The 25728-nt window shown below is 70.5% G+C and carries 19 protein-coding genes; 10 read left to right on the top strand and 9 right to left on the bottom strand.

All coding sequences use genetic code 11. The annotated features are described in order from the left end of the window. Positions 1-12 precede the first annotated feature (12 nt). Both kdpF and OH735_RS25655 read right to left on the bottom strand, forming a co-directional pair. On the bottom strand, positions 13-102 hold the full coding sequence (gene kdpF / locus OH735_RS25660; protein WP_406383901.1) for a K(+)-transporting ATPase subunit F: 90 nt from the start codon (positions 100-102) through the stop codon (positions 13-15). A gap of 230 nt (positions 103-332) precedes the next feature. Then, positions 333-2855: a DUF4118 domain-containing protein gene (locus OH735_RS25655; RefSeq protein ID WP_406383899.1), complete on the bottom strand. Its 2523-nt coding sequence runs from the start codon at positions 2853-2855 to the stop codon at positions 333-335. Positions 2856-3217: 362 nt separating this feature from the next. Between OH735_RS25655 and OH735_RS25650 the strand changes: the two genes are divergently transcribed. Next, entirely contained in the window at positions 3218-4417 is a 1200-nt protein-coding gene (locus OH735_RS25650) for an NlpC/P60 family protein (protein ID WP_406383897.1), read from the top strand. Between the two features lie 84 nt (positions 4418-4501). Here the strand turns inward: OH735_RS25650 and OH735_RS25645 are convergent, their stop codons facing one another. From OH735_RS25645 to OH735_RS25625, 5 genes are all read right to left on the bottom strand, one after another. Next, complete coding sequence (locus tag OH735_RS25645; protein ID WP_406383895.1) at positions 4502-5749, bottom strand: styrene monooxygenase/indole monooxygenase family protein; 1248 nt, start codon at positions 5747-5749, stop codon at positions 4502-4504. Between the two features lie 79 nt (positions 5750-5828). Beyond that, on the bottom strand, positions 5829-6479 hold the full coding sequence (locus OH735_RS25640) for a GTP-binding protein (RefSeq protein WP_406383894.1): 651 nt from the start codon (positions 6477-6479) through the stop codon (positions 5829-5831). Continuing rightward, positions 6460-6873: a DUF742 domain-containing protein gene (locus OH735_RS25635; protein ID WP_406383893.1), complete on the bottom strand. Its 414-nt coding sequence runs from the start codon at positions 6871-6873 to the stop codon at positions 6460-6462. Before OH735_RS25635 ends, OH735_RS25640 begins: the two co-directional genes overlap by 20 nt. Then, on the bottom strand, positions 6870-7352 hold the full coding sequence (locus OH735_RS25630; protein ID WP_406383892.1) for a roadblock/LC7 domain-containing protein: 483 nt from the start codon (positions 7350-7352) through the stop codon (positions 6870-6872). Before OH735_RS25630 ends, OH735_RS25635 begins: the two co-directional genes overlap by 4 nt. Then, the gene (locus tag OH735_RS25625; protein WP_406383891.1) at positions 7349-10264 is read right to left on the bottom strand and encodes a nitrate- and nitrite sensing domain-containing protein; all 2916 of its coding nucleotides are present in this window, start codon (positions 10262-10264) and stop codon (positions 7349-7351) included. The genes OH735_RS25630 and OH735_RS25625 overlap by 4 nt, the downstream gene beginning before the upstream one ends. Before the next feature lie 366 nt (positions 10265-10630). Here OH735_RS25625 and OH735_RS25620 point away from each other — a divergent pair, with 366 nt between their 5' ends. Further along, positions 10631-11416, top strand: a complete 786-nt coding sequence (locus OH735_RS25620; protein ID WP_406383890.1) for a hypothetical protein — start codon at positions 10631-10633, stop codon at positions 11414-11416. Positions 11417-11504: 88 nt separating this feature from the next. Here the strand turns inward: OH735_RS25620 and OH735_RS25615 are convergent, their stop codons facing one another. Next, positions 11505-11987: a MarR family winged helix-turn-helix transcriptional regulator gene (locus tag OH735_RS25615; protein WP_406383888.1), complete on the bottom strand. Its 483-nt coding sequence runs from the start codon at positions 11985-11987 to the stop codon at positions 11505-11507. Positions 11988-12228: 241 nt separating this feature from the next. Here OH735_RS25615 and OH735_RS25610 point away from each other — a divergent pair, with 241 nt between their 5' ends. Together OH735_RS25610 and OH735_RS25605 are read left to right on the top strand one after the other, a co-directional pair. Further along, the gene (locus OH735_RS25610; protein WP_406383887.1) at positions 12229-13086 is read left to right on the top strand and encodes a lysozyme; all 858 of its coding nucleotides are present in this window, start codon (positions 12229-12231) and stop codon (positions 13084-13086) included. Between the two features lie 222 nt (positions 13087-13308). Continuing rightward, on the top strand, positions 13309-14067 hold the full coding sequence (locus OH735_RS25605; RefSeq protein ID WP_406386730.1) for a polysaccharide deacetylase family protein: 759 nt from the start codon (positions 13309-13311) through the stop codon (positions 14065-14067). A gap of 144 nt (positions 14068-14211) precedes the next feature. On the opposite strand, the gene lon is transcribed toward OH735_RS25605, so the two are convergent. Continuing rightward, positions 14212-16635: an endopeptidase La gene (lon, locus tag OH735_RS25600; protein ID WP_406383886.1), complete on the bottom strand. Its 2424-nt coding sequence runs from the start codon at positions 16633-16635 to the stop codon at positions 14212-14214. A gap of 266 nt (positions 16636-16901) precedes the next feature. Here lon and OH735_RS25595 point away from each other — a divergent pair, with 266 nt between their 5' ends. From OH735_RS25595 to OH735_RS25570, 6 genes are all read left to right on the top strand, one after another. Further along, positions 16902-17738, top strand: coding sequence for a nucleotidyltransferase (locus OH735_RS25595; protein ID WP_406383885.1), 837 nt, complete (start codon positions 16902-16904; stop codon positions 17736-17738). A gap of 287 nt (positions 17739-18025) precedes the next feature. Next, positions 18026-18553 carry a hypothetical protein gene (locus OH735_RS25590; RefSeq protein WP_406386729.1) on the top strand — a complete coding sequence of 176 codons (528 nt, stop codon included), beginning with the start codon at positions 18026-18028 and terminating at the stop codon, positions 18551-18553. Positions 18554-18802: 249 nt separating this feature from the next. Next, entirely contained in the window at positions 18803-19525 is a 723-nt protein-coding gene (locus OH735_RS25585) for a spermidine synthase (RefSeq protein ID WP_406383884.1), read from the top strand. 223 nt (positions 19526-19748) lie between these two features. After that, entirely contained in the window at positions 19749-20486 is a 738-nt protein-coding gene (locus tag OH735_RS25580) for a response regulator transcription factor (protein WP_406383882.1), read from the top strand. Further along, the gene (locus OH735_RS25575; protein ID WP_406383880.1) at positions 20483-21559 is read left to right on the top strand and encodes an ATP-binding protein; all 1077 of its coding nucleotides are present in this window, start codon (positions 20483-20485) and stop codon (positions 21557-21559) included. Before OH735_RS25580 ends, OH735_RS25575 begins: the two co-directional genes overlap by 4 nt. A gap of 257 nt (positions 21560-21816) precedes the next feature. Continuing rightward, positions 21817-25626 carry a multifunctional oxoglutarate decarboxylase/oxoglutarate dehydrogenase thiamine pyrophosphate-binding subunit/dihydrolipoyllysine-residue succinyltransferase subunit gene (locus tag OH735_RS25570; protein WP_406383879.1) on the top strand — a complete coding sequence of 1270 codons (3810 nt, stop codon included), beginning with the start codon at positions 21817-21819 and terminating at the stop codon, positions 25624-25626. The last annotated feature ends 102 nt before the right edge of the window (positions 25627-25728 follow it).

Below are 25728 nucleotides of genomic sequence, written 5' to 3'. Positions count from 1 at the left end.
CGGCCTCTCCGCCTAGAACTTCTCGGGGAGGAGCAGGCAGACGACCAGGTAGATCACAAGGCATACGGCAATGATCAAGCCCACGATGTTTTCCGCGCTCACAGACGTCCGACCCCCTTTGCGATCAGACCAATGAGTGCGAACACCACGACCGTGAGGCCGATGAACGCTACGTCCGGCATACGCGAATCACCTCACAGAGGTATCAGAGGCGGGACTGTTCACCCTGGCCGGAACATGGCGCGAAGGCTCGTTTTTGACGCTATATCAGTCTCCTTCGAGAGTGGCCTGATGCTCCGCAGGCCGATCAGGTGAACGTGGAGCGTGGGGATTCACCCGGCATGGCCGAACGTCACGCTGCCGCCGGGCGCGGCGCTCGGAAGAGTGAGCGCCACCGAGAAGGCGGCTCCGCCGTCCTCGATGGTCGTCTCCAGGGTGCCGTTCATGGCTTCGGTGAGGTCGCGCGACAGCCGCAGAGCCAGACTGTCGCCCCTGGTACTCGATGCCCGGGGGGCGGCTGTGCCCGGTTCCGGGCCCGGGCCGTGCGTCCCGTCCTTCACCTGGATCACCAGGCGGTCGCCCCGGGCCTCGGCGGTGAAGACGGGGGGCCGGTCCGGCGGGCTGTGCCGCAGTGCGTCGGCCCCGAGCGCGGTCAGGGCGCGGGTGAGGAGTGCGGCGTCGGCGATCACGTCAGGCAGCTGTTCCGGCAGGCGCAGAACGATCGAGTGCCCACCGGGCCCGAGGTCGTCCAAGGCGGCGCCCAGTGCCTCGTCGAGGTCGACCGGGCGAAGGTAGAGGTCGAGGGCCCCGGCATGCAGACGGCTCAGATCGTCGAGATCGGTGACCAACTGCGCCGCCCGGTACACGGCCGCCCGGGCCGCGTCCAGAAGCTGCGCTTCCTCGGGACCCAGCTCGTCGGCACGCTGCCGCAAGCGCTGGAGCGCCTCTTCGGCGGTGCGCAAGGGAGCACGCAGATCGCGGCCTGCTGCCAGGAGCAGAGATGCCCGGGTACGTTCGGCGGCTGCGAGAGCGTCGGTGGCACCGCCGCTCCCGACGATACGCCCCCGTTCGTGGACCAGCCCCAGTTCGGCTGCGCACGCTGCGAGGACACGCTGGTCCTCGGTACTCAGTCCTTTGCCGCGGGCGGCCAGCGTGAGGTTGTCGTCGACCGGGCTTTCCACATCCCCCTCGTAGGGCTTTTCCGGCGGCCGTTCCCCGGCGCTGGCGACCACGTACCAGCGAGGCACGGGGGATGCCTCGGGATCCCTTTCGAGCAGGCTGATCGCTCTGAGGCCGAAGTTCTCCCGGATCTGCTCAACCAGTGCCGGCAGCTCCTGGCCCCGCATCATGGCGGTGGCCAGGCGGCTCAACGCCTTCGCCTCCGATGTCGCGCGTACGGCCTGATGCGTACGCTGTGCGGCTGTTCCGGCTGCCGTGCCGACGAGAGCGGCCGTGGCGATGAAGACCACGAGTGCGGCGATCTCGTCGGCACGCTCGACGGCCAGCGAGTGCACCGGTGCCGTGAAGTAGTAGTCGACGAGCAGCGCCGCGGCGACCGCGGCGAACAGCGCGGGGTAGAGACCACCGACCAGGGCCGCCCCGACCACGGCAAGCAGATAGATCACCAGGTCGCCGGCGAGGCCGAGGTGGCCACGGAGCGCGGTCAGCAGGAGCGTCAGTACGGGCAGGAGCACCACGGCGCCGGCCAGCGCGGTCCAGTACCTCCGTGGGCCCGTGCCACGACTCGGACGCGGAAGCGTCGGCACAGCGGTCCCTGCTGCCTCCTCATGGGTGACGATGTGCACGTCGATGGGGCCGGACCGCTTGACCGTCCGCTCTCCCACGCCTGCTCTCAGAAAGGAGGCGACACGGCCGCGCCGGCTCGCGCCCAGCACGATCTGAGTGACGTTCTCCGCCTCGGCGAACTGGAGCAAGGCGTCGGCAACCTCCTCGCCCGTGGTCTGGTGGTAGATGCCGCCGAGCGACTCCAGAAGGGTGCGCTGCGCGTTCAGTGCAGCCGGGTCAATGCCGGTGAGCCCGTCCTCCGGGACCACGTGGAGAGCCAGCAACTCGGTGCCGGGCGTACGAGCGCAGATCCGCGCGGCGCGGCGGATGAGCGTCTCGCCCTCCGGGCCACCGCTCAGGGCCACCAGAATCCGTTCCCGGGTCTCCCAAGGAACGGAGATGCCGTGTTCGGCCCGGTAGCGCTGCAATCCCTCCTCCACCCGGTCGGCGAGCCACAGCAGGGCAAGCTCCCGCAGCGCGGTCAGGTTGCCGACCCGGAAGTAGTGCGTGAGGGCGGATTCGATGCGGTCCGGTGGGTAGATGTCGCCGTGCACCATACGGCGGCGCAGCACCTCGGGCGGCAGATCGACCAGCTCGATCTGATCGGCGCGACGCGCCACCTCGTCGGGCAGAGTCTCGCGCTGCCTGACCCCGGTGATCTGCCGGACCACGTCGTTGAGGGATTCGAGGTGCTGGACGTTGAGCGTGGTGACGACGTCGATGCCGATGTCGAGCAGCTCCTCGACGTCCTGCCACCTCTTGGCATTGCGGGCCCCCGGAACATTGGAGTGGGCCAGCTCGTCCACCAGCGCGACCTGAGGACGGCGGGCCAGCACCGCATCCAGATCCATCTCGGAGAACGCCGCACCACGATGGGCCAAGGTACGCCGGGGAATCGTCTCCAGACCGTCGGCCATGGCCGCGGTCGGGCGACGCCCATGCGGCTCGACGAAGCCCACGACGACATCCGCGCCCAGTGAACGCAGCCGCTGCCCCTCCGCGAGCATGGCGTACGTCTTCCCGACCCCGGGGGCCGCCCCGAGATAGATCCGCAACTGTCCACGTGCCACCGGCGAACTCCTGGCAGGTACTCCATGTCGTACTCGCGCCCTACCATGGTGCGCCTTTCCGCGCTGCTCCACTCGACAGCACCGGCCCCCGAGCCCGCAAGGACACGCTCGAGGTCCATCGAGTCCGAAGCAGCGGGGCTGTCTCGCCACCCGTTACGAGAGAACCGCAGCCCGTCCCTGATCCACCCGCCAGGCCGCAGCCGAAGCACCCGGCTTCCGCACCCGCTCACCGCCTTCCGGGCGAATCCACCGGTCGCCACACCGCGGGGTCCTTGAATCTCCTGACACCGGGTGACCGTATTGATTCGTTGTGCTCACTTATGGGGCATGCCGTGATTCGCCCCGTCACCGGAGGTGATGCCATGCCAGGCGGAGTTCTGCGCGTGGTCTGCACCGCGGCGCTGGCCACGCTCGTCGTAGCCTCGCCGGCAGCCGCCACACCCACGGAGCCGGGACCGGAGGCGAGAGGTGCCGCGAAACCGTCCGTCGCGCCCACGGCCGTTCCCGCTCCGGCGCCCGCGGCAGCGGGCAAGGGCGCCGCACAGCTGCTGACCGAGTTGCAGAAGTTGTACCGGCAGGCCGAGGAGGCCACCGAGTCGTACAACGGGACCGCGGCGGAGCTGAAGAAGCGTACGGCGCAGGCGAAGAAGCTAAGTGCCTCGCTCGCCGCCGCCCGCGTCGCGCTGGCCGGCAGCCGGGACGCGGCGGGGCAGCTGGCCCGGGAGCAGTACCAGGGGCAGTCGGACTTCTCGACGTACGTGCGGTTGCTGCTGGCCCCCGATCCCGAGCACCTCCTCGACCAGGAGCACGTGATGCGGCGGGCGGCGGCCGGTCGGGCGGCGACCGTGAAGCGGCTCGCCGGGGCGGAGAAGCGCGCGGACGAGCTGGCGACCAAGTCGCGCAAGGTGCTGGACCAGCAGCAGGTGCTGGTCGCGAAGCGGAAGAAGCAGCGGGACGCGGTGCAGTCGCGGCTCAAGGCCGTCGAGGCAAAGCTGGCCAAGCTCTCCGCCGCTCAGCTCGCCGACCTGTCCCGGCTGGAGCAGCAGGGCACGGCGAAGGCCCAGGGCGCGCTGGTCGCCGCGGGCGCGCTGTCCTCGGTCAGGCCGCCGTCACGGGCGGGCGACGAGGCGGTGAAGTACGCGATCGAGCAGGTCGGCAAGCCGTACGTGTGGGGCGCGGAGGGGCCGGACTCGTTCGACTGCTCGGGGCTCACCTCGCAGGCGTGGGCGAAGGCGGGCCGGGTCATTCCGCGGACCTCGCAGGAGCAGTGGCGGCAGCTGCCGAAGGTGCCGGTGAACGCGCTGCGCCCGGGTGACCTGGTGATCTACTTCCCGAAGGCCACCCATGTGGCGATGTACGTCGGCAACGGTCTGGTGGTGCAGGCGCCCCGGCCGGGCGCGCAGGTGAAGGTCTCACCGGTGGCGTCGAACCCGCTGCTGGGCGCCGTACGGCCGGACCCGCAGGGCGTGCCGCTGTCCGCGTACGAGGCGCCGCGGCTTCCGCAGGGCGCGTCCGCGGGGTCGGACGCGGGGTACGGCTCGTCCTCGGCGCCCGGGAAGTAGGCCCCGGGCCGCGAGGGCCGCACATGACGACCGGGCCGGGTCCCGTCGGGGGGAACCCGACGGGACCCGGCCCGTTTGCCGCGGTCAGGCGGCCGACGCGGCGCCGGACACCTCGGCGAGGTAGGCGTTCGTCTTCTCCGGGTCGAAGAAGAAGTTCTCGAAGTCCGCCGGGTTGTTGAAGCCGTTGGCGAAGCGGTCGGCGACCGGCTGGAGCTGGCCGGCGGCGCCGATCAGGTTCAGTACGTGCTCCGGCGGTACGCCGAGCATCGCGTTGGTCCACTTCACGACGTGCTGCGTGGTCTCCCAGTGCCGGTCGAACGTGGCCTGCATCCACTCCGCGTCGAACTCGCGGTCGCCGTGCTCGAGGATCGAGTTCAGGTAGGAGTTCGCGCACTTGGAGGCCGTGTTGGAGCCCTGGCCGGTGATCGGGTCGTTGGCGACGACCACGTCCCCCACGCCGAGGACCAGACCGCCGCTGGGCAGCCGGCCGATCGGCTTGCGGACGGTCGGGGCGTAACGGCCCGCCAGGGTGCCGTTGGCGTCGGTCAGTTCGACCTTGGTGGCGCGGGCGTACTCCCACGGCAGGAACCGCTCCAGGAGCTCCAGCGTCTTGGCGAGGTGCTCGGAGGGGTCCTTGATGCCCTGGAACGCGTCGAGCGGGCCGCCCGGGACGCCCTCCCAGAACAGGATGTCGGCACGGCCCGACGTGGTCAGGGTCGGCATCACGAAGAGCTCGCCGACGCCGGGGACCAGGTTGCAGCGGACCGCGTCGAACTCGGGGTGCTCGGGGCGCGGGCCCATGCCGTGGACGTACGCGACGGCCAGGGCGCGCTGCGGGGCGTCGAACGGCGAACGGGACGCGTCCCGGCCGAACATGGAGACCAGCTCGCCCTTGCCCGCGGAGACCATCACCAGGTCGTACGTACGGGAGAAGTAGTCCAGGTCGGAGACGGCGGCACCGTGGATGACGAGCTGTCCGCCGCGCTGGGCGAAAGTCTCCATCCAGCCGGCCATCTTCACGCGCTGGTCGATGGACTGGGCGAAGCCGTCCAGCTTGCCGACCCAGTCGACGGCGCGCGAGGAGTCGGGCGCGGCGACCGAGAGTCCGAGACCCTCGATGCGCGGGGCCTGGGACTCCCAGAAGTTGAGCTGGTAGTCGCGTTCGTACTCGAGCGCGGTGTGGAACATGCACTGGGTCGACATGACCCGGCCGGACCGGATCTCGTCGGCGGTGCGGTTGGACATCAGGGTGACTTCGTAGCCCTTGGACTGCAGTCCGAGGGCGAGCTGGAGACCGGACTGGCCGGCTCCGACTATGAGTATCTTCCGCATCGCGGTTCTCCGTTACGTGTTGCGTGCGAGCTGGGAGGGTGTTGGAGTTCTCGGCCCGGCCAAGAACTTCAACACCCTCCTATGCCGGGGTGGCGTCGAGGGCGTGGCCCACGAGGGCCAGCAGCGACTCGACGACAGTGATCTTGTTACGCGCGTCCATGATCACAACAGGCACGTGCGGCGGGACAGTCAGGGCCTCCCGGACGTCCTCCGCCTCGAACCCAGGCGTTCCCTCGAAGTGGTTGACGGCGACGATGTACGGCAGGTCGCAGCTCTCGAAGTAGTCGAGTGCGGGGAAGCAGTCGGCGAGCCGCCGGGTGTCGGCGAGCACGACCGCGCCGATCGCGCCGCGCACCAGGTCGTCCCACATGAACCAGAAGCGCTGCTGGCCCGGTGTGCCGAACACGTACAGGACGAGGTCGTCGTCGAGCGTGAGCCGGCCGAAGTCCATCGCGACGGTCGTGGTGAGTTTGTCGGGCGTCGCGGTGAGATCGTCGGTCTCCTCGCTGGCCTGGGTCATCATCGCTTCGGTCTGCAGCGGGGTGATCTCGGAGACGGCCCCCACGAAGGTCGTCTTGCCCACGCCGAACCCGCCCGCGACCACGATCTTCGTGGCGATGGGGGCCCTGGTGTGGTCCAACTGCCAGGCTTGCAGCGATTCTTCGGCCTGGTCCCTGGCTCCCGGCTGGCGCGGAGCGAAGAGCGGCGACTCAGAGACGGCGGAGTCCATTGAGCACCCTTTCGAGCAGTGCGCGGTCGGGCTGGCCGGTGCCGTGACCGGTCCCGTACACGCGGATCTTTCCCTGGTCGGCCAAGTCGCTGATCAGCACCCGGACCACACCGAGCGGCATCTTCAGCAGGGCGGAGATCTCCGCGACCGTACGCATCCGGCGGCAGATCTCGACGATGGCCTGGAGCTCCGGCATGACCCGGGTGGCCAGGTTGCCGTTGGTCAGCTCGCGGCGCTCCTCGGGCGCTTCGAGCGCGGCGACGAACGTCTCGACGAGCAGGACGTGGCCGAAACGGGTGCGACCGCGGGTGAGGGAGTACGGGCGGACCCGTGCGGGCCTTCGGTCGGACCCGCGGACGGGCAGCCTGCGGGCGGGTTCAGCAGCGGGCGTCACTGGGTGCTCTCCATCGATTTGCGCAATTCACTGCGGAGTTCGGGGGTGAGTACGTGTCCGGCTCGGCCGACGAAGAGCGCCATGTGGTACGCGATGACGCTCATGTCGCAGTCCGGGGTGGCGTGCACACCGAGCAGCGAGCCGTCGCTGATCGACATGACGAAGACGCTGCCCTCGTCCATGGCGACCATGGTCTGCTTGACGCCGCCGCCGTCCATCAGTTTGGCGGCGCCGACGGTGAGGCTGCCGATGCCGGAGACGATGGTGGCCAGGTCGGCGCTGGAGCCCCGGGGGCCGTCCTGCCGGCCGGTGGGCTCCTGGGTGAGCAGATGGCCGGGGTCGGAGGAGAGCAGCATCAGTCCGTCGGACGAGACGACGGTGACCGAGTGGACCCCTGGCACCTCCTCCACCAGATTGCTCAGCAACCAGTGAAGGTTCCGGGCTTCGGTACTCAGCCCGAATGTGCTGGGCGCAGTCAACTGCGTGCCTCCTCGACTGTGTCCCCCGCCTCATCGGTTCGGCCGTCGTTACGGTCGGCCGGGTCACTGTGCTCGGTATGCGCGGGGCGGCCTGCGTGTGCCGCGGCCCCGGGGAACGGCTGGGTCGCCGTGATCTCGGCGATCTCCGCCTCGACGTCCCGGCGGCCGTTCTTCGCGCCCTGGTGGAAGCCGCCGAGCCGACGGCGCAGCGCCTCCTTGTCCAGGCTGCCCTTGCGCTCCGAGCTGGATGCCGTGGTCGGCTTGACGACCTTGGGGGTGCGCTTGGGCAGCCCCTTGTCCGTGATGCGCTCCTGCGGCGCCGCCGTGCGGGGGCCGGGCAGGGCGTCAGCGACGGGCGTGGGGGCCGGGACCGGGGCCGGGAACTCGTCGGCGGCGCGCTCGTGGCGGTCGGGGCCGATGGCGTACGGGTCGGGGGCCCTGAACTCGGGGACGTCGTCGAACTCCGGCACCGCCGGGAGCCGGACCTGCATCGTGGTCTCGGCCTCGGCCTCGGCGGCCGGGGCGTTGTCCATCGCGTACCCGGGCTCGGGAAGAGGCGCGGAAACGGGCTCGGAGACGGGCGCGGAGACGGCCGCGGAAAGAGGCTCGGAAACGGCCGCCCCGGACTCGCGGATCGTCTGCTCGGCCGCGGCGATCAGCGGGTCGCCGGGCAGGGCGAGCGTGCGCGTCGGCAGTGCGTTGGAGTTGGCCTCGGCGACCGACCCCGGAAGGTTCAGCGCGGGTGCGTCGCCGGGGACCTTCAGCGGCGGTGGCGTGGCGGCGGGCGGCGCCTTCGGCAGCAGGGCCTGGGGCAGGACGACGACCGCCGTGACCCCGTTGCCCTTGTTGTCGCGCAGCTGGACGCGTACGCCGTGGCGGGCGGCCAGCAGCGAGGTGACCTGGAGGCCGAGTCCGGCGTCGGGCATCCCCTTGTCGTCCCGCTCCCCCGCGTCGAACAGGGTGGGGTCGCCGAGCCGGGTGTTGAGCTCGCTCATCCGTGCGGCCGACATCCCGATGCCCTCGTCCTGAACGGAGAGCATCACCTCGCCGGTCTCCAGCAGCCAGCCGGAGAGCTGGACATGGGAGTCCGGCGGGGAGAAGGAGGTCGCGTTCTCCAGGAGTTCGGCGACGAGGTGGCTGAGGTCGTCGGCGGCGAAACCGGCGATCTGGGCGTGCGGTGGCAGGGACTGGATGGTGACCCGCTCGTACCGCTCGATCTCGGAGACGGCCGCGCGCAACACGTCGACCAGCGGGATCGGGCCCGCGTGCCCGTGCCCGTGCTCGGCGCCCGCGAGGACCAGCATGTTCTCGCTGTGCCGGCGCATGACGGTGGCCATGTGGTCGAGCTTGAAGAGGGTGGCCAGCCGCTCCGGGTCGTGCTCGCGCTCCTCCAGGTTCTCGATGACACCGAGCTGGCGCTCGACGAGGCCGAGGGTGCGCAGCGAGAGGTTGACGAAGGTGTGGTGGACCGTGTTCCTCAGCCGCTCCAGCTGGGCGGTGAGGTCGGCCGTCATGACCTGGAGCTCGGCGCGCTGGAGGGTGAGCGCCTCGCGGCCGGCGATCAGCTCGCCGTGCTCGGTCTGCAGGCTCTCGAAGCGGCCGTTGAACTCGTGGAGCAGTCCGTGCAGCTGGCCGTGCAGGGCGTTGATGGACCGTACGACCTGGGCGAACTCGTCGTTGCGGCCGGTGTAGCGGACCGGTTCGGCGTTGTCGGGGTCCGCGGCGAGGCGTGCGGCGCCGATCCGCAGGACGGCGAGCGGCTGGGTGAGGGTACGGGCCACGGCGGTGGAGACGCCGACGGCGATCAGCAGGCAGCCGCCGAGCAGCGCGATCCGCAGTTCGAGCGCGGTGACGTCGTCGTCGCGGAGCTGCTCCAGGTGCTGGACCTGCGCGGTGCCGAGGGCGGACTCGACGCCCCGCATCCGGTCGATCCGGGCGGAGAGGGCCGCTTCGACCTTCTTGCTGCTGGTCCGCTGGTCGGACTCGGACAGCTCGGGACGATCGGTGAGGGAGTTGAGGTACTTCTCCGCGCTGTTGACCTCGGGCCCGGTGACGGTGGACGACAGCTTGTCGCGGGCGGTGGAGCCCGCGGCCTGGTCGAAGTCGGCGAGCGAGGCGAGTTCGCGGACCCGGGCCTGCTGGGCGGCGGCGCTCAGCTCGTCACGGGTGCGGTCGTCCTTGCTGCTGCCCTGGTCCTGGGTCGGGACGGGCAGTCCGGTGACCGGGTCGAGCTGCGGGGTCGTGGAGGTACGGGGCACGGCGAGCGCGGCGAGGAGCAGCCCGCGGGTGGCGGAGGCCTGCTCGGTGGCCCGGCCGAGGGCGAGCGGGGCGCGGGTGGCCTCGGCGGCGCGCGGCGGGGTCTTCTCGGCGAGTTCGTCGGCCAGGTCGAGGAGCTTGGCGATGACCTCGGAGTACGTCTCATGGGCGGCCAGCGCCGTGCCCTTGCCGCTGAGCGCGGCGCGGCGCAGGGAGGGGATGGTGGAGAGGTCGCGGCGCAGTGCGGCCGGGGCCGCGTCCCTGATCTCGTCCACCCGCTGGTCGACGCGGGCGCTCCGGCTGCCGGTGTCGCCCTTGCCGTCGCCCGCCGGGCCGGACGCCTCGTCGCGGCCGGCGGCGATGTAGGTGGTGACCTCGTCCCGTTCGTCGGCGAGGGCGTGGGCCAGCGCGATGGCCTGCTGGTTCAGCTCGGCGAGGGTGACCAGCCGCTGGGAGTCGTTCAGGTCGGCGGAGGCGCTGAGGGCCGCGGGCGCGCCCGCGGCGATGACGGTGATACCGACGACCGCGACACCGGCGACCAGCCGGCTGCGTACGCGCACTGCGCGCCGGGTGCCCTCGCTCTCGGCGGGTGCCGGAGACGTCACCCCGGAACCGCTGTGCCTACTGCCCTTGCTCCGAGGCCGCTTCTTCTGCACCGGTGCTCGCAATCTTGACTCGTCCGCCCTTGAAGCAGAGGTGACGCACGGTCACATGTGAACGAGCGCCCCCGACCGCTGGTACGGCTTCTGACCATTCCAGTGCTTTTGAGAGGGGGGCGCGCATCAACCACTCCGCCACCTGAACGAGTGAACATCACTCCCGAGTTGACGAACAAGTCTCCCCTCGGAGCGCGTCCGGCACACCTGGCCCGTCGGCTGGAACTTCCGCCCGGGCTTTGGCAGGATGCCCGCCCGCACGCCGTACGGAGCCATTCCTTCCACTCCTGGCATCCACCTGACCTGCCGGTACAGGCCAATACCGGACCGTGCAGGGCTCGTGAAGGCGTCGTGCAGACTGACTGCATGCGCATGGAACTCGCGACCGCCCCCGGCAGCCCCGACCGCCCGAACGAGGACTGGGCCGCGACCGCGCTGCCCGCTTCCGGCCAGGGTGGGACGCTGGTCCTGCTCGACGGAGTGACTCCGCCACCGGGTGACGACGGTTGTGTGCACTCGGTCCCCTGGTTCACCGCACGGCTGGGTGGCGCGTTGGTCGAACTGTCTGGATCGCGACGGGATCTGACCCTCCAGGAGATCCTGGCCGAGTCCATCCGACGCACCGCTGGCGCACACCGCTCCACGTGTGACCTTTCTCACGTGCGGACGCCGCAGGCGACGGTCGTCGTGGCGCGCTGGGACGAACGCGAGATCGAGCACCTGGTGCTTTCCGATTCCGTACTGCTGTTCGAGGCGCCCGACGGGACCGTGCGTCCCCTCCTCGACGACCGGCTGGACCGCCTGCCGCCGGGCTCGTTGGCCAGTGACGCGATCGCCGACACCACGGTGCGGAACAAGGAGGGCGGCTTCTTCACGGCCGCCGCCGATCCCGCCGTGGCGGCCCGCGCGGTCAACGGGCGCACCCCGCTCGACCGGGTGCGGGCGCTGGCCGCGATGACCGACGGGGCGGCCCGATGGACGGAGATGTTCCGCGAGGGCGACTGGGCGGACTGCCTCGGCATGCTCCACAAGGAGCGGCCCCAGGCGCTGATCGACCGGGTCAGGGCGCTGGAGGACGCGGACACGGAACGCGCGTTTCTGCGCCGCGGCAAGACGCATGACGACGCGACGGCGGTCTACGCGCTGCTGTGACGGGCCGCGGCCGGGACCCGGGTCGAACCGGGGCCGGGGTGGCGGCCGGAGCCCGAGCGGGGGACGGCGCCCGGGCCGGGGCCGGGGATCAGCCCTCCGCGCGGGCGTTCAAGTGGTGCAACAGCCGGGCCAGCTCGGCCACCTCGGCCCGGTCCCAGTCGGCGAGCTTGCGCGCATAGCGGTCGCGGCGGGCGTCGCGGACGCTGCGGTAGCGGGCCAGCCCCTCGGCGGTGAGGTGGACGAGAAAGGCCCGGCCGTCGGCCGGATCGGGCTCGCGCGCCACCAGTCCGAGGTTCTCCAGGGCCCGTAGTTGACGGCTCATCGTCGCCTTGCCGACCCCGAAGTAGGCCGCGAGCTCGGTGGCCCGCTGCCGCCCGGCCGACTCCAGCCGTACGAGAAGTCCGTAGGCGGCGGCCTCCAGTTCGGGGTGGACCTCGCGCGCCATTTCGCCGGAGTTGGCCCGCGCCCGGCGCAGAAAGACGGCCAACTCCCGCTCCAGGGCAAGGAATGCGTGGTCCACACCACTTTCTCCGGTGGCGCCGGGTTCACTACCGCTTTCGCTCCCGTGCACGTCAACACCCCTCGTGAGCTTTCCTGCCACTGAAAGTTTCTTCCGCCGCTGGTCATCGCCGCAGCTCGGCCAGTATTTCGCAGGCGTAGACCAACGGCAGCCCCCAGGCCCCCTTCCGCAGCACGGGTCTACGTGCGTAGCGTCATACATGGCATGTTCACACCATGTCATGCCGACAGGGGTACTCCCCGTGCCCCTGGGATCAGCACGTCCCCCCACCAAGGCCCTCGGAGGCACTCACATGCCGGTGCTCAGATCCGCTTCCAGAACATCCCGTCGCTCGCGCTTCGCGGCAGCCGGGACCCTGCTCGCAGCCCTCTCCCTCCTCCTCACCCTGCCCGGCGCGGCGAGCGCCGCGGGCACCCACGACGCCGCCGCGGCGGCCAAGAAGCCCGCCCGGGGCACGGCCACGATGGGCATGGGTGTCATCGCCCACGACGGCCAGGGCGCACTGCCGGGCGAAACCCTCGCCGTCCAGACCGAAGGCGTCGACGTCTCCGGCTGGCAGGGCAACGTCGACTGGGCGACCCTCTGGAACAGCGGCGTGAAGTGGGCCTACACCAAGGCCTCCGAGGGGACGTACTACACGAACCCCTACTTCGCCCAGCAGTACAACGGCTCATACAACGTCGGCATGATCCGGGGCGCGTACCACTTCGCGACCCCCGACACCACGAGCGGCGCCACCCAGGCCAACTACTTCGTGGACCACGGGGGCGGCTGGTCGCGGGACGGCAAGACGCTGCCCGGCGTGCTGGACATCGAGTGGAACCCGTACGGCGCCCAGTGCTACGGCAAGACCCAGGCCGGCATGGTGTCCTGGATCCGCGACTTCGTGAACACGTACAAGGCACGCACCGGACGTGACGCGGTCATCTACACCGCGACGAGCTGGTGGCAGACCTGCACCGGTAACAATTCGAGCTTCGGCACCACCAACCCGCTGTGGGTGGCCCGCTACAGCTCCACGGTCGGCGAACTCCCGGCCGGCTGGGGCTACTACACGATGTGGCAGTACACCTCGTCCGGCCCCTACGTCGGCGACCACAACCACTTCAACGGCGCCCTCGACCGCGTACAGGCGCTCGCCAACGGCTGAGCCCGCCGCGCCCGCACCGGTCACCCCCGTCGCACGGCCGAGCTCCCGGTGACGCACCCAGTCACCGGGGGCTCCACCCTGTTCACGCCCCCGACCAGGAACTTCGCCCTCCGGGCTGAACCAAGGACCCCTATGCACTCGGTGTATACCCCGTGTGTACAGTCCTCCTCTGCCGCACATCGCGTGCCTTGTTCAGCCACGGAGGAGTGACCCGCCTTGTCCATGAAGACGAAGTCGATCGGTACGGGGTTGGCCGCCGCCCTTGTGACAGCGCTCACCCTGACACTGAGCGGCTGCTCCATGCAGACCACCGCGCCGGCCTCGGCGCGCGGCGACGCGGGCTCCGACGCCAAGGGTTCCTTCGGTCCGGTGGACTGCCGCAAGGCGAAGTGCATAGCGCTGACCTTCGACGCGGGACCGGGCGAGGACACCCCGCATCTCCTGGACATCCTCAAGGAGAAGAAGGTGCACGCGACCTTCTTCCTGCTCGGCAAGAACCACGTCAAGAAGTACCCCGACACCGTGCGCAGGCTCGCCGCCGAGGGGCACGAGGTGGCCAACTACACCTGGACCCACCAGATCCTGACGGACAGGAAGCCCGCCGAGATACGCGCCGAGCTGGAGAAGACGCAGGACGCGATAGCGGAGATCACCGGCAAGAAGCCGCGTCTGATGCGTCCGCCGCAGGGCCGCACCGACGACACCGTCTCGGACATCAGCAAGGACCTGGGGCTCTCCCAGATCCTGTGGAGCGCCACCGCCAAGGACTACTCCACGAACGACTCGGCGCTGATCAAGAAGCGCATCCTGGACCAGGCGAGCAAGGACGGCGTCATCCTGCTGCACGACATCTACAAGGGCACGGTGCCCGCCGTGCCCGGCATCATCGACGCGCTGAAGAAGCAGGGCTACACCTTCGTCACCGTCCCCCAGCTGATGGCACCCGCCGAACCGGTCCCGGGGACCGTCTACCGCCCCTGATCGCGCTTTCCGGCCGGAACACGGAAATGGCCCGCCCCGGACCCGTAGGCCGGAACGCGAGAACGGCCCGCCCACCCGTTGCCGGGAAGGCGGGCCGTTCGTACCGGTCGCGCACGTGAGGCCACGTCCGTCACGCCGTGGCCGCTACGCCGCGGCCGGGATCCTCTCCTCGGGCCTGGCCGCGGCGGCCGGGGCGAGGGCGATCTCCAGCACCTGGCGCACATCCGTCACGGGGTGGACCTCCAGGGTGTCCAGGACCTCGGCCGGGACATCGTCCAGGTCCGCCTCGTTCCGCTTCGGGATCACCACGGTCGTGATTCCGGCCCGGTGCGCGGCCAGCAGCTTCTGCTTCAGGCCGCCGATCGGCAACACCCGCCCGGTCAGCGAGACTTCACCGGTCATCGCCACATCCGTACGGACCAGCCGCCCGGAGAGCAGCGAGGCCAGCGCCGTCGTCATCGTGATGCCGGCGCTCGGGCCGTCCTTCGGGACCGCGCCCGCCGGGAAGTGAATGTGCACGCCGCGGTCCTTCAGATCCGCGACCGGCAGCTCCAGTTCCGCGCCGTGCGACCGCAGGAAGCTCAGCGCGATCTGCGCGGACTCCTTCATGACGTCGCCGAGCTGACCGGTGAGGGTCAGTCCGGACCCCCCGGTCTCCGGGTCGGCCAGCGACGCCTCCACGAACAGCACGTCGCCGCCCGCGCCGGTCACCGCGAGCCCGGTGGCCACGCCCGGCACCGCGGTGCGGCGCTCGGCCGGGTCCTGGGCGGACTCGGGGACGTGGTGCGGCCGTCCGATCAGACCGCGCAGATCCGCCTCGGTGACCGTGAACGGCAGCTCCCGGTCGCCCAGTTCGTGCTGTGCCGCGACCTTGCGGAGCAGCCGGGCGACGGCCCGCTCCAGGTTCCGTACGCCCGCCTCGCGGGTGTACTCGCCGGCCAGCTTGCGCAGCGCGGACTCGTCGAGCGTCACCTCGTCCTTCGCCAGGCCGGCCCGCTCCAGCTGGCGCGGGAGCAGGTGGTCACGGGCGATGACGACCTTCTCGTCCTCGGTGTAGCCGTCGAGCCTGACCAGTTCCATCCGGTCGAGCAGGGCTTCCGGGATGGCTTCGAGCACATTGGCCGTGGCCAGGAAGACGACGTCGCTGAGGTCGAGTTCGACCTCCAGGTAGTGGTCGCGGAAGGTGTGGTTCTGCGCCGGGTCGAGGACTTCGAGCAGGGCGGCCGCCGGGTCGCCCCGGAAGTCGGAGCCGACCTTGTCGATCTCGTCGAGCAGGACGACCGGGTTCATCGAACCGGCCTCCTTGATGGCCCGGACGATACGCCCCGGCAGGGCGCCGACGTACGTACGCCGGTGACCGCGGATCTCCGCCTCGTCCCGCACCCCGCCGAGCGCGACGCGGACGAACTTGCGGCCCATGGCGTGCGCGACGGATTCACCGAGCGAGGTCTTGCCCACGCCCGGCGGCCCCACCAGCGCCAGCACGGCACCGCCGCGCCGCCCGCCGACGACGCCCAGGCCGCGGTCGGCACGCCGCTTGCGGACCGCCAGGTACTCGGTGATCCGCTCCTTCACGTCCTGCAGGCCCGCGTGCTCGGCGTCGAGGATCTGCTGGGCGCCGCGGATGTCGTAGGCGTCCTCGGTCCGCTCCGTCCACGGCAGTTCCAGGACGGTGTCGAGCCAGGTCCTGATCCAGGAGCCCTCGGGGCTCTGGTCGGAGGAACGCTCCAGCTTGTCGACCTCCTTGAGCGCGGCCTCGCGGACGTGCCCGGGAAGGTCGGCGGCCTCGACGCGCGCCCGGTAGTCGTCGGACTCGTCCTCCGGGTCGCCGTTGAGGTCGGCGAGCTCCTTGCGTACGGCGTCGAGCTGGCGCCGCAGCAGGAATTCGCGCTGCTGCTTGTCGACGCCCTCCTGGACGTCCTTGGCGATGGACTCGGCGACATCCTGCTCGGCGAGGTGTTCACCGAGCCACTGGATGGCGAGCTTCAGCCGGGCGACCGCGTCGACGGTCTCCAGGAGCTGCACCTTCTGGGCGGTGGTGAGGAAGGGTGAGTAACCGGAATTGTCGGCGAGCGCGGAGATGTCCTCGATCTGCTGGACCCGGTCCACGACCTGCCAGGCACCGCGCTTCTTCAGCCAGCTCGTGGCGAGTGCCTTGTACTCCTTGACCAGCTCGGCGGCGGCCCCGGGGAGTGGATCGGGGACAGCCTCGTCGACCCGCGTCCCCTCCACCCAGAGCGCCCCGCCCGGACCACTGGTCCCGGCCCCGATCCGCACCCGGCCACGGCCGCGGATGAGCGCGCCCGGATCCCCGTCCGAAAGCCGTCCGACCTGTTCGACGGTGCCGATGACACCAGTGCCGGTGTACGTACCGTCTACCCGTGGCACAAGCAGCACCTCGGGCTTGCCGCCGCCCTCGCGGGCTGCGGCCTGTGCGGCTTCCACGGCGGCGCGTACATCGGCGTCGGACAGGTCCAGAGGCACCACCATCCCGGGCAGCACGACCTCGTCGTCGAGCGGCAGCACGGGCAGGGCGAGCGGAGTGACCGCATTGGACTCGGTAGCCATGATCTCCCCTTCGGCAGTCAAGTTGAGCTATGCAGACTCAATGCTTGTGAGCCGCTCATTGTTCCCCGCGGTGTGTTCGCTGTGAGCGATCAGCTGAACGCTGTGCGCACGCCCGGCAGGCCGGGTCCGGTCCTGCGCACATGCACGCAGCGGTGAACCCTGCGCGCGTCCGTTTTGATCCGAGCCGCTCCGGCCTCCGTCGATCCGAGCCGCCCGGCCTGCGAAAACCGGTCGGCAACCGGCCGGAACGCGGGCAGAGTGACCGCATGAACGACTACGGCGACGACAGCGGCGGCCGGGGGCTGAATCCGGACGGGACGATCCGGCGGGAAGGCTCGCTGACCCGGGTGCCGGCGGTGTTCGCCCCCGTGGTGGACGCGGCCCGCGCCCGGATCGCCGAGACGTTCGGCGGCGCCAGGCTGCACAGCGCGTACATCTACGGCAGCATTCCGCGCGGCACGGCCGTTCCCGGCGTCTGCGACCTGGACCTGCTGCTCGTCCTGCGCGCCGAGCCCACCGAGGCCGACCTGGCGGCGGCCCGGACCATCGAGGCCGAGCTGGACGGCTCGTTCGGCCAGATCGACGGCGTCGGCATCCTCCTGGGAGCCGCCGACACCGTCACGAGCGAACTCGAACGCAACGACTTCGGCTTCTTCCTCGCCTGCCTGTGCACCCCACTGCTGGGCGAGGACCTCGCCGCGCGGCTGCCGCGCTACCGCCCCACCCCGCTGCTCGCCCGCGAGACCAACGGGGACCTGCATCTCTCGATCCCCCGCTGGCAGCGACGGGCCGCCGAGGCCACCACGGACGCCGAACGCCGAAGCCTCAGCCGCGGCGCCGCCCGGCGCATCGTCCGGTCGGGCTTCACGCTGGTCATGCCGCGGTGGGGCGGCTGGACCAGCGACCTGGCCGAGTCCGCCGAGGTGTTCGCCGGCTACTACCCGGACCACCCGGAGCGCGTCGAACAGATGCGGACGGCCGCGCGCACGGGCCGTACCCCGTCCGCCGACCCGGCCGTTCTCGCGATGCTCATCGACGACCTGGCTCCCTGGCTGGCGGCCGAGTACCTCGCGGTGCACGGCGAGAAGGCCCCACGTTCCTGACCACCGCACCCCCGGTCACCGGGCCCCGGCCCTGCGCAGCAGTGGCCAGCAGGCCACGCCGAGCACCAGCGCCAGGGAATGCCCCCAGCGCGGTCAGCACGAGAGCGAAACCGAAGACGTACGGGGAGCCGAGCCCGCCGACTACCCACAGGGCGCTGGCGGCTAGATCCTTCGACCATCTGGAGACGTTTGAGCCACCGGCCGATCCGATCCACGCCGCACCGCCCGTCCCTGTCCTCTATATCCGCTCCCGCGCCCTTCCCCTCACCGCCGTCGCCCTGACCGGCATCGTTCTCGTGGCCGCCGGCGCGGCCCACTGGCTGGAAACCAGGCCGTACTCCGACCACACCGCCCGCATCCCGGTCGTCGTACTGGCCCCGCTGCTCGCCTCCGCCGCGATCGGCACCAGCCTGCACGCGGACAGCGACGAGCTGGACCGGACCGCCGTACGCCGCTGGTGGCCGCGCCGGCTGCTGGCCCTGACCGTGCTGACGACCGTGGCGCTCGCGCTGGCGGTCCCGGGGCACCCGGAGGCGTTCGGCGGGCCGGCCATGGTGCGCAACGTGCTCGGCGCGACCGGGGTGGCCGTGGCCTCCGCCGCGCTGATCGGTGCCCGGCTGAGTTGGCTGCCGATGACGGTCTACGGCGGCGCCGTCCATCTGGCGGCACCCCGCACCCACGGCGGCGCGGCGGCGGTGTGGGCGTGGCCGATGCAGCCGGGCTCGCAGGCCGGGGCGTGGGCGGTGGCCCTGACGGCGTACGCGGTCGGCGCGGTCCTCCTCGCGGTGCGCGGCGCACGCCCGGAGGGCGCGTAACGCGCGACCTCGCGCGCCCCCGGACAGACGGGAACAGGTCGGACGGATCCGGCAGTCCGCCGGCCTCCGGCGGCACCGACCGGCCGTGTCGGACGGATCAGGCAATCCGGCGATCCACCGACCCCCGACCACGCCGACCGGCCAACCGCACGGATCAGGCAATCGATTGGCCTCCGGCCTCGTCGACCGGCCAGGATGGCGGGGGCCTTATCCGTCAACCGCATCCGTCATCCACCGGAGACCCGTACCATGCCCGAAATCCACGGCCCCACGTTCCACAGCCCCGTGATCCATGGCCTCGGCACCCTCGCCCCCGTCACCCTCGACCGCCGGGAAGGACCGTGCGGCGAGGTCGTCCTGCGGGAGCGGGGTGACGACTTCGAGATCATCGCCAACGGATGCTTCCTCATGGACACCTCGGACGGGCGGTCCGAGCGGCTACTGATCGACGCGGCGCTGGCCGCGCTGCCCGCGGGCCGGACGGCGCCGTCGGTGCTCATCGGGGGGCTCGGGGTCGGGTTCTCGCTCGTGCGGGCCGCCGCCGAGCCGCGGTGGGGGCGGATCGCCGTCGTCGAGCGGGAGCAGGCGATCGTGGACTGGCACCGGAAGGGGCCGCTGGCGCGGATCTCCGGTGCGGCGCTCGCCGATCCGCGGACCGCGATCCTGACGACGAATCTCGTCACGTACCTGCGCACGACTACGGACCGTTACGACGCCCTGTGCCTGGACATCGACAACGGGCCGGACTGGACCGTCACCGAGGACAACACGAGCCTGTACTCCCCCGCCGGTCTGGCGGACTGCCGGAAGCGGCTCACGCCGGGCGGCGTTCTCGCGGTCTGGTCCGCACAGCCGTCCGCCGACTTCGAACAGAGCCTGCGGAATGCCGGATTCGGCGGGGTAAGGACCGAAGAGATCCCCGTTGCCCGAGGTGTTCCCGACGTGGTGCATCTCGCACTTCGGACAGACTGAGAGCCCCCACCGGGTATCCACGGCCCCCGGACGCCCGGGGGCCAAGCGCCACAAGGCCGACACTCCGCCACTTCGTCGCACCCAAGCCGATACACCCTGCGTAGCCGAGAGCACTCCGCTGCCTTTACGCTGCTGACCGGTGACGGGATCACCCATGACATTCACAAGCGAAGACCGTGCGTCCGGGGGAATGGCCCCCGTGAGAACGGGCAGGGGCGGGGCGATGGAACAGACACACACCACCCACAACGGTGTCGCGGCCACCCCGGGCGCGCAGCGCCGGGTGCTGGTGGTCGAGGACGACGTCACGATCGTCGATGCCATTTCCGCCCGGCTGCGGGCCGAGGGCTTTCTGGTGCAGACCGCACTCGACGGCCCCGCGGCAGTGGACGCGGCCGAGGCGTGGCAGCCGGATCTGATGGTGCTCGACATCATGCTTCCCGGCTTCGACGGCCTGGAGGTCTGCCGCCGCGTGCAGGCCCAGCGGCCGGTGCCGGTGCTGATGCTGACCGCCAGGGACGACGAGACCGACATGCTGGTCGGCCTCGGGGTCGGCGCCGACGACTACATGACCAAGCCGTTCTCGATGCGCGAGCTGGCGGCCCGGGTGCATGTCCTGCTGCGCCGGGTCGAGCGTGCGGCGCTGGCCGCGGTCACTCCGCGCAGCGGCATACTGCGCCTCGGTGAGCTGGAGATCGATCACGCGCAGCGCCGGGTCCGGGTGCGCGCCGATGACGTCCACCTCACGCCGACCGAGTTCGATCTGCTGGTCTGCCTGGCCAATACGCCGCGTGCGGTGCTCTCCCGGGAGCAGCTGCTGGCCGAGGTCTGGGACTGGGCGGACGCCTCCGGCACCCGTACCGTCGACAGCCACATCAAGGCGCTGCGCCGGAAGATCGGTGCGGAGCGGATCCGTACCGTGCACGGGGTCGGCTACGCCCTGGAGACCCCGTCGCCATGACCCGGACCGGTTCCGGATTGCGTCCCTTTTCGGTCAAGGCCAAGCTGGGCACGCTCGTGGTGGTCTCGGTGTTCATCACCACCGGGCTGCTGATGGTGGCCCTGCGCACCAGGACGGAGCTGCGCTTCATCACGGTGTTCTCGGTGATCGCGACCCTGCTGATCACCCAGTTCGTGGCGCACGGCCTGACGGCGCCGCTGGACGAGATGACGACCGTGGCCCGGTCGATATCGCACGGCGACTACACCAGACGGGTGAGCGGCGCCGGGCGGCGTGACGAGCTCGGCGACCTGGCCCAGACGATCAACCTCATGGCGGACGATCTGGAGGCCGTGGACCGGCACCGCAAGGAGCTGGTGGCCAATGTGTCCCATGAGCTGCGGACACCCATCGCGGCGTTGAGAGCCGTGCTGGAGAACGTCGTGGACGGGGTGTCCTCGGCCGATCCGGAGACCATGCGCACGGCCCTGAGGCAGACCGAACGGCTCGGCAGGCTGGTGGAGACGCTGCTGGACCTGTCCCGTCTGGACAACGGTGTGGTCACGCTGAAGGCCCGCCGTTTCGAGGTGTGGCCGTATCTCTCGGGCGTGCTGAAGGAGGCGAACCTCGCCGCCTCGCACCGCCGGCTGCCCTCCGGTTCCGGGAACCACACCCGCAAGGACGTCCATCTGCATCTGGACGTGTCGCCGCCCGAGCTGACCGCGCACGCGGACGCGGAACGGCTGCACCAGGTGGTGGCCAACCTCATCGACAACGCCGTCAAGCACAGCCCACCGCACGGCCGGGTCACCGTCCTCGCCCGGCGCGGGGCCGGGCCGGAGTCCCTGGCGCTGGAGGTCCTGGACGAGGGGCCGGGCATTCCGGAGGCCGAGCGGCACCGGGTCTTCGAGCGTTTCAACCGCGGCGAGGTGCCGTCCCCGCACGGTCCCGGCAGCGACGGCGGTACGGGTCTGGGCCTGGCGATCGCCCGCTGGGCGGTGGATCTGCACGGCGGCCGCATCGGTGTGGCCGAATCCGCACGCGGCTGCCGCATCCAGGTCACTCTTCCGGGGATCCCGCAACCGCGAGGTTGACATAGGGTTCGAACCGGAAGGGCACGTTCTGCGTGTTCTCTTTCAGGGGTACGGTCCAAGGGGCCGTAGCTGCGGCCCTGCGTACCCGAAGTGCAGCGGAACCATGGTTATTTCCCGCCATTTCTTGCGCCGAAACCCGCCTTCTGATGTGACTTGCACGACGAAGACCGGCCCGGCCTGCATGGAACGGCTCGGGAGGCGTAGCCTTGATTTCCGCTGTCCATCACCTTGTGAAGCGGAAGAGGGCGGTTGCCGCCGTGTCGTCTCAGTCCCCCAGTAACTCGAGCATCTCGACCGACCAAGCCAGCCCGGGTTCCGACCCGGCTGCGGCTTTCGGCCCCAATGAGTGGCTCGTCGACGAGATCTACCAGCAGTACCTCCAGGACCCCAATTCGGTCGATCGCGCCTGGTGGGACTTCTTCGCCGACTACAAGCCGGGTACGTCCGGCACGGCGGACAAGCCCGTTCCCGGCGCCGCAGCCGCTGGGGCTGCGGTGACCCCGGCCCCGGCCGCCACCGCACCGACCACCACGCCCCAGGCCCCTGGGGCGCAGGTCCCGGCGCCCGCGGCTCCGGCGCCCGCACAGGCCGCCCCCGCCGTCGCTGCCCCGGCAGCACCGGCGAAGGCCGCGCCGGCCGCGAAGCCCGCCGAGGCCCCGGTGAAGGCTGCGGCGGCTCCGGCCACCGAGGCCCCGGCCGGCCCGGAGTACGTGACGCTGCGCGGCCCGTCGGCCGCCGTCGCGAAGAACATGAACGCCTCGCTGGAGCTGCCGACGGCCACGTCCGTCCGCGCCGTTCCGGTGAAGCTGCTCTTCGACAACCGCATCGTCATCAACAACCACCTCAAGCGTGCCCGCGGCGGGAAGATCTCCTTCACGCACCTCATCGGGTACGCGATGGTGCAGGCCCTCAAGGCCATGCCGGCGATGAACCACTCCTTCGCGGTGAAGGACGGCAAGCCGACCCTCGTCAAGCCGGAGCACGTCAACCTCGGTCTGGCCATCGACCTCGTGAAGCCGAACGGCGACCGCCAGCTGGTCGTCGCGGCCATCAAGAAGGCCGAGACGCTCAACTTCTTCGAGTTCTGGCAGGCCTACGAGGACATCGTCCGCCGCGCCCGCAACGGCAAGCTCGGCATGGACGACTTCACCGGCGTCACCGCCTCGCTGACCAACCCCGGCGGCATCGGCACCGTGCACTCCGTGCCCCGCCTGATGCCCGGCCAGGGCCTCATCATGGGCGTCGGCGCGATGGACTACCCCGCCGAGTTCCAGGGCACCTCCCAGGACACCCTGAACAAGCTGGGCATCTCCAAGGTCATGACGCTGACCTCGACGTACGACCACCGGGTCATCCAGGGCGCCGCCTCCGGCGAGTTCCTGCGGATCGTCGCCCAGCTCCTGCTCGGCGAGAACGAGTTCTACGACGAGATCTTCAAGTCGCTGCGCATCCCGTACGAGCCGGTCCGCTGGCTCACGGACATCGACGCCTCGCACGACAACGACGTGACCAAGGCCGCACGGGTCTTCGAGCTGATCCACTCCTACCGGGTCCGCGGCCACGTCATGGCCGACACCGACCCGCTGGAGTACCGCCAGCGCAAGCACCCCGACCTGGACATCACCGAGCACGGCCTCACCCTGTGGGACCTGGAGCGGGACTTCGCGGTCGGCGGTTTCGCCGGCAAGTCGATGATGAAGCTCCGCGACATCCTCGGTGTGCTGCGTGAGTCGTACTGCCGCACCACCGGCATCGAGTTCATGCACATCCAGGACCCGAAGCAGCGCAAGTGGCTCCAGGACCGGGTGGAGCGCCCGCGCGCCCAGCAGCCCGAGCGCGAGGAGCAGCTGCGCATCCTGCGCCGGCTGAACGCCGCCGAGGCGTTCGAGACGTTCCTGCAGACCAAGTACGTCGGCCAGAAGCGGTTCTCGCTGGAGGGCGGCGAGTCCGTCATCCCGCTGCTCGACGCGGTCATCGACTCCGCCGCCGAGGCCCGCCTCGACGAGGTCGTCATCGGCATGGCCCACCGCGGCCGGCTGAACGTGCTGGCGAACATCGTCGGCAAGTCGTACGCGCAGATCTTCCGCGAGTTCGAGGGCAACCTCGACCCCCGGTCGATGCACGGCTCCGGCGACGTGAAGTACCACCTGGGCGCCGAGGGCACCTTCACCGGTCTGGACGGCGAGCAGATCAAGGTCTCGCTGGCCGCCAACCCCTCGCACCTGGAGGCGGTCGACCCGGTCCTGGAGGGCATCGCCCGCGCCAAGCAGGACATCATCAACAAGGGCGGCACGGACTTCACCGTCCTGCCCGTCGCGCTCCACGGCGACGCGGCCTTCGCGGGCCAGGGCGTCGTCGCCGAGACGCTCAACATGTCGCAGCTGCGCGGCTACCGCACCGGCGGCACGGTGCACGTGGTGATCAACAACCAGGTCGGCTTCACCGCCGCCCCGGAGTCCTCGCGCTCCTCGATGTACGCCACCGACGTGGCGCGCATGATCGAGGCGCCGATCATCCACGTCAACGGCGACGACCCCGAGGCCGTCGTCCGGGTCGCCCGGCTCGCCTTCGAGTTCCGGCAGGCGTTCAACAAGGACGTCGTGATCGACCTCATCTGCTACCGCCGCCGCGGTCACAACGAGGGCGACAACCCGGAGTTCACCAACCCGCAGATGTACACCCTGATCGACAAGAAGCGCTCGGTGCGCAAGCTCTACACCGAGTCGCTCATCGGTCGCGGCGACATCACGCTGGAAGAGGCCGAGCAGGCGCTCCAGGACTTCCAGGGCCAGCTGGAGAAGGTCTTCGCGGAGGTCCGCGAGGCCACCTCGCTGCCCGCTCCGGCACAGACCCCCGAGGTCCAGCCCGAGTTCCCGGTCGCCGTGACCACCGCGATCTCCCAGGAGGTCGTGAAGGTCATCGCGGAGTCGCAGGTCAACATCCCCGACCGGATCACCGTCCACCCCCGTCTGATGCCGCAGATGCAGCGTCGCGCGGCCTCGGTGGAGAACGGCACGATCGACTGGGGCATGGGCGAGACCCTGGCCATCGGTTCACTGCTGATGGAGGGCACCCCGGTCCGGCTCGCCGGCCAGGACACCCGCCGCGGCACCTTCGGCCAGCGGCACGCGGTCCTCGTCGACCAGGTGGACGGGGAGGACTACACCCCGCTGCTCTACCTCGCCGACGACCAGGCCCGTTACAACGTCTACGACTCGCTGCTCAGCGAGTACGCGGCGATGGGCTTCGAGTACGGCTACTCGCTGGCCCGTCCGGAGTCGCTGGTCATCTGGGAGGCCCAGTTCGGTGACTTCGTCAACGGCGCGCAGACCGTCGTCGACGAGTTCATCTCCTCGGCCGAGCAGAAGTGGGGCCAGACCTCCGGCGTCACGCTGCTGCTGCCGCACGGCTACGAGGGCCAGGGCCCGGACCACTCGTCCGCCCGCCCGGAGCGCTTCCTCACGCTGTGCGCGCAGAACAACATGACGGTCGCGATGCCGACCCTGCCGTCGAACTACTTCCACCTCCTGCGGTGGCAGGTGCACAACCCGCACCACAAGCCGCTGATCGTCTTCACCCCGAAGTCGATGCTTCGCCTCAAGGCGGCCGCGTCGAAGGTGGAGGAGTTCACCACCGGCGGCTTCCGCCCGGTGATCGGCGACGACTCGGTGAACCCGAACGACGTCCGCAAGGTCGTCTTCTGCGCCGGCAAGGTCTACTACGACCTGGAGGCCGAGCGTACGAAGCGCGGCGTCACGGACACGGCGATCATCCGCCTGGAGCGCCTGTACCCGCTGCCGGGTGCCGAGCTGCAGGCCGAGATCGCCAAGTACCCGAACGCCGAGAAGTACCTCTGGACCCAGGAGGAGCCGGCCAACCAGGGTGCGTGGCCGTTCATCGCCCTGAACCTGATCGACCACCTGGACCTGGCCGTCGGCGCCGACGTCCCGCACGGTGAGCGCCTGCGCCGCATCTCGCGGCCGCACAGCTCGTCCCCGGCGGTCGGCTCGGCCAAGCGCCACCAGGCCGAGCAGGCCCAGCTGGTCGCCGAGGTCTTCGACGCCTGACCGGTCGCCGTACGCACGCCCAGGGTCTTTCGTCAGGCACGATCCGGACGAAAGACCCGAAGGGCCCGGCCCCGCGAACAACTCGCGGGGCCGGGCCCTTCG

It is taken from the genome of Streptomyces sp. NBC_01618 (assembly GCF_045209435.1).
In the GTDB taxonomy this organism is placed as follows: domain Bacteria; phylum Actinomycetota; class Actinomycetes; order Streptomycetales; family Streptomycetaceae; genus Streptomyces.
Note: the sequence above shows the minus strand (reverse complement) of the source record. Positions and strands in the feature narration are given on the sequence as shown.

Coding starts and splice junctions, on each gene's coding strand:
- OH735_RS25650 (WP_406383897.1), top strand. CDS start 3,218: ATGCCAGGCGGAGTTCTGCGCGTGGTCTGCACCGCGGCGCTGGCCACG.
- OH735_RS25620 (WP_406383890.1), top strand. CDS start 10,631: ATGCGCATGGAACTCGCGACCGCCCCCGGCAGCCCCGACCGCCCGAAC.
- lon (WP_406383886.1), bottom strand. CDS start 16,635: ATGGCTACCGAGTCCAATGCGGTCACTCCGCTCGCCCTGCCCGTGCTG.
- OH735_RS25580 (WP_406383882.1), top strand. CDS start 19,749: ATGGAACAGACACACACCACCCACAACGGTGTCGCGGCCACCCCGGGC.
- OH735_RS25640 (WP_406383894.1), bottom strand. CDS start 6,479: ATGGACTCCGCCGTCTCTGAGTCGCCGCTCTTCGCTCCGCGCCAGCCG.
- OH735_RS25645 (WP_406383895.1), bottom strand. CDS start 5,749: ATGCGGAAGATACTCATAGTCGGAGCCGGCCAGTCCGGTCTCCAGCTC.
- OH735_RS25595 (WP_406383885.1), top strand. CDS start 16,902: ATGAACGACTACGGCGACGACAGCGGCGGCCGGGGGCTGAATCCGGAC.
- OH735_RS25585 (WP_406383884.1), top strand. CDS start 18,803: ATGCCCGAAATCCACGGCCCCACGTTCCACAGCCCCGTGATCCATGGC.
- OH735_RS25610 (WP_406383887.1), top strand. CDS start 12,229: ATGCCGGTGCTCAGATCCGCTTCCAGAACATCCCGTCGCTCGCGCTTC.
- OH735_RS25605 (WP_406386730.1), top strand. CDS start 13,309: ATGAAGACGAAGTCGATCGGTACGGGGTTGGCCGCCGCCCTTGTGACA.
- OH735_RS25575 (WP_406383880.1), top strand. CDS start 20,483: ATGACCCGGACCGGTTCCGGATTGCGTCCCTTTTCGGTCAAGGCCAAG.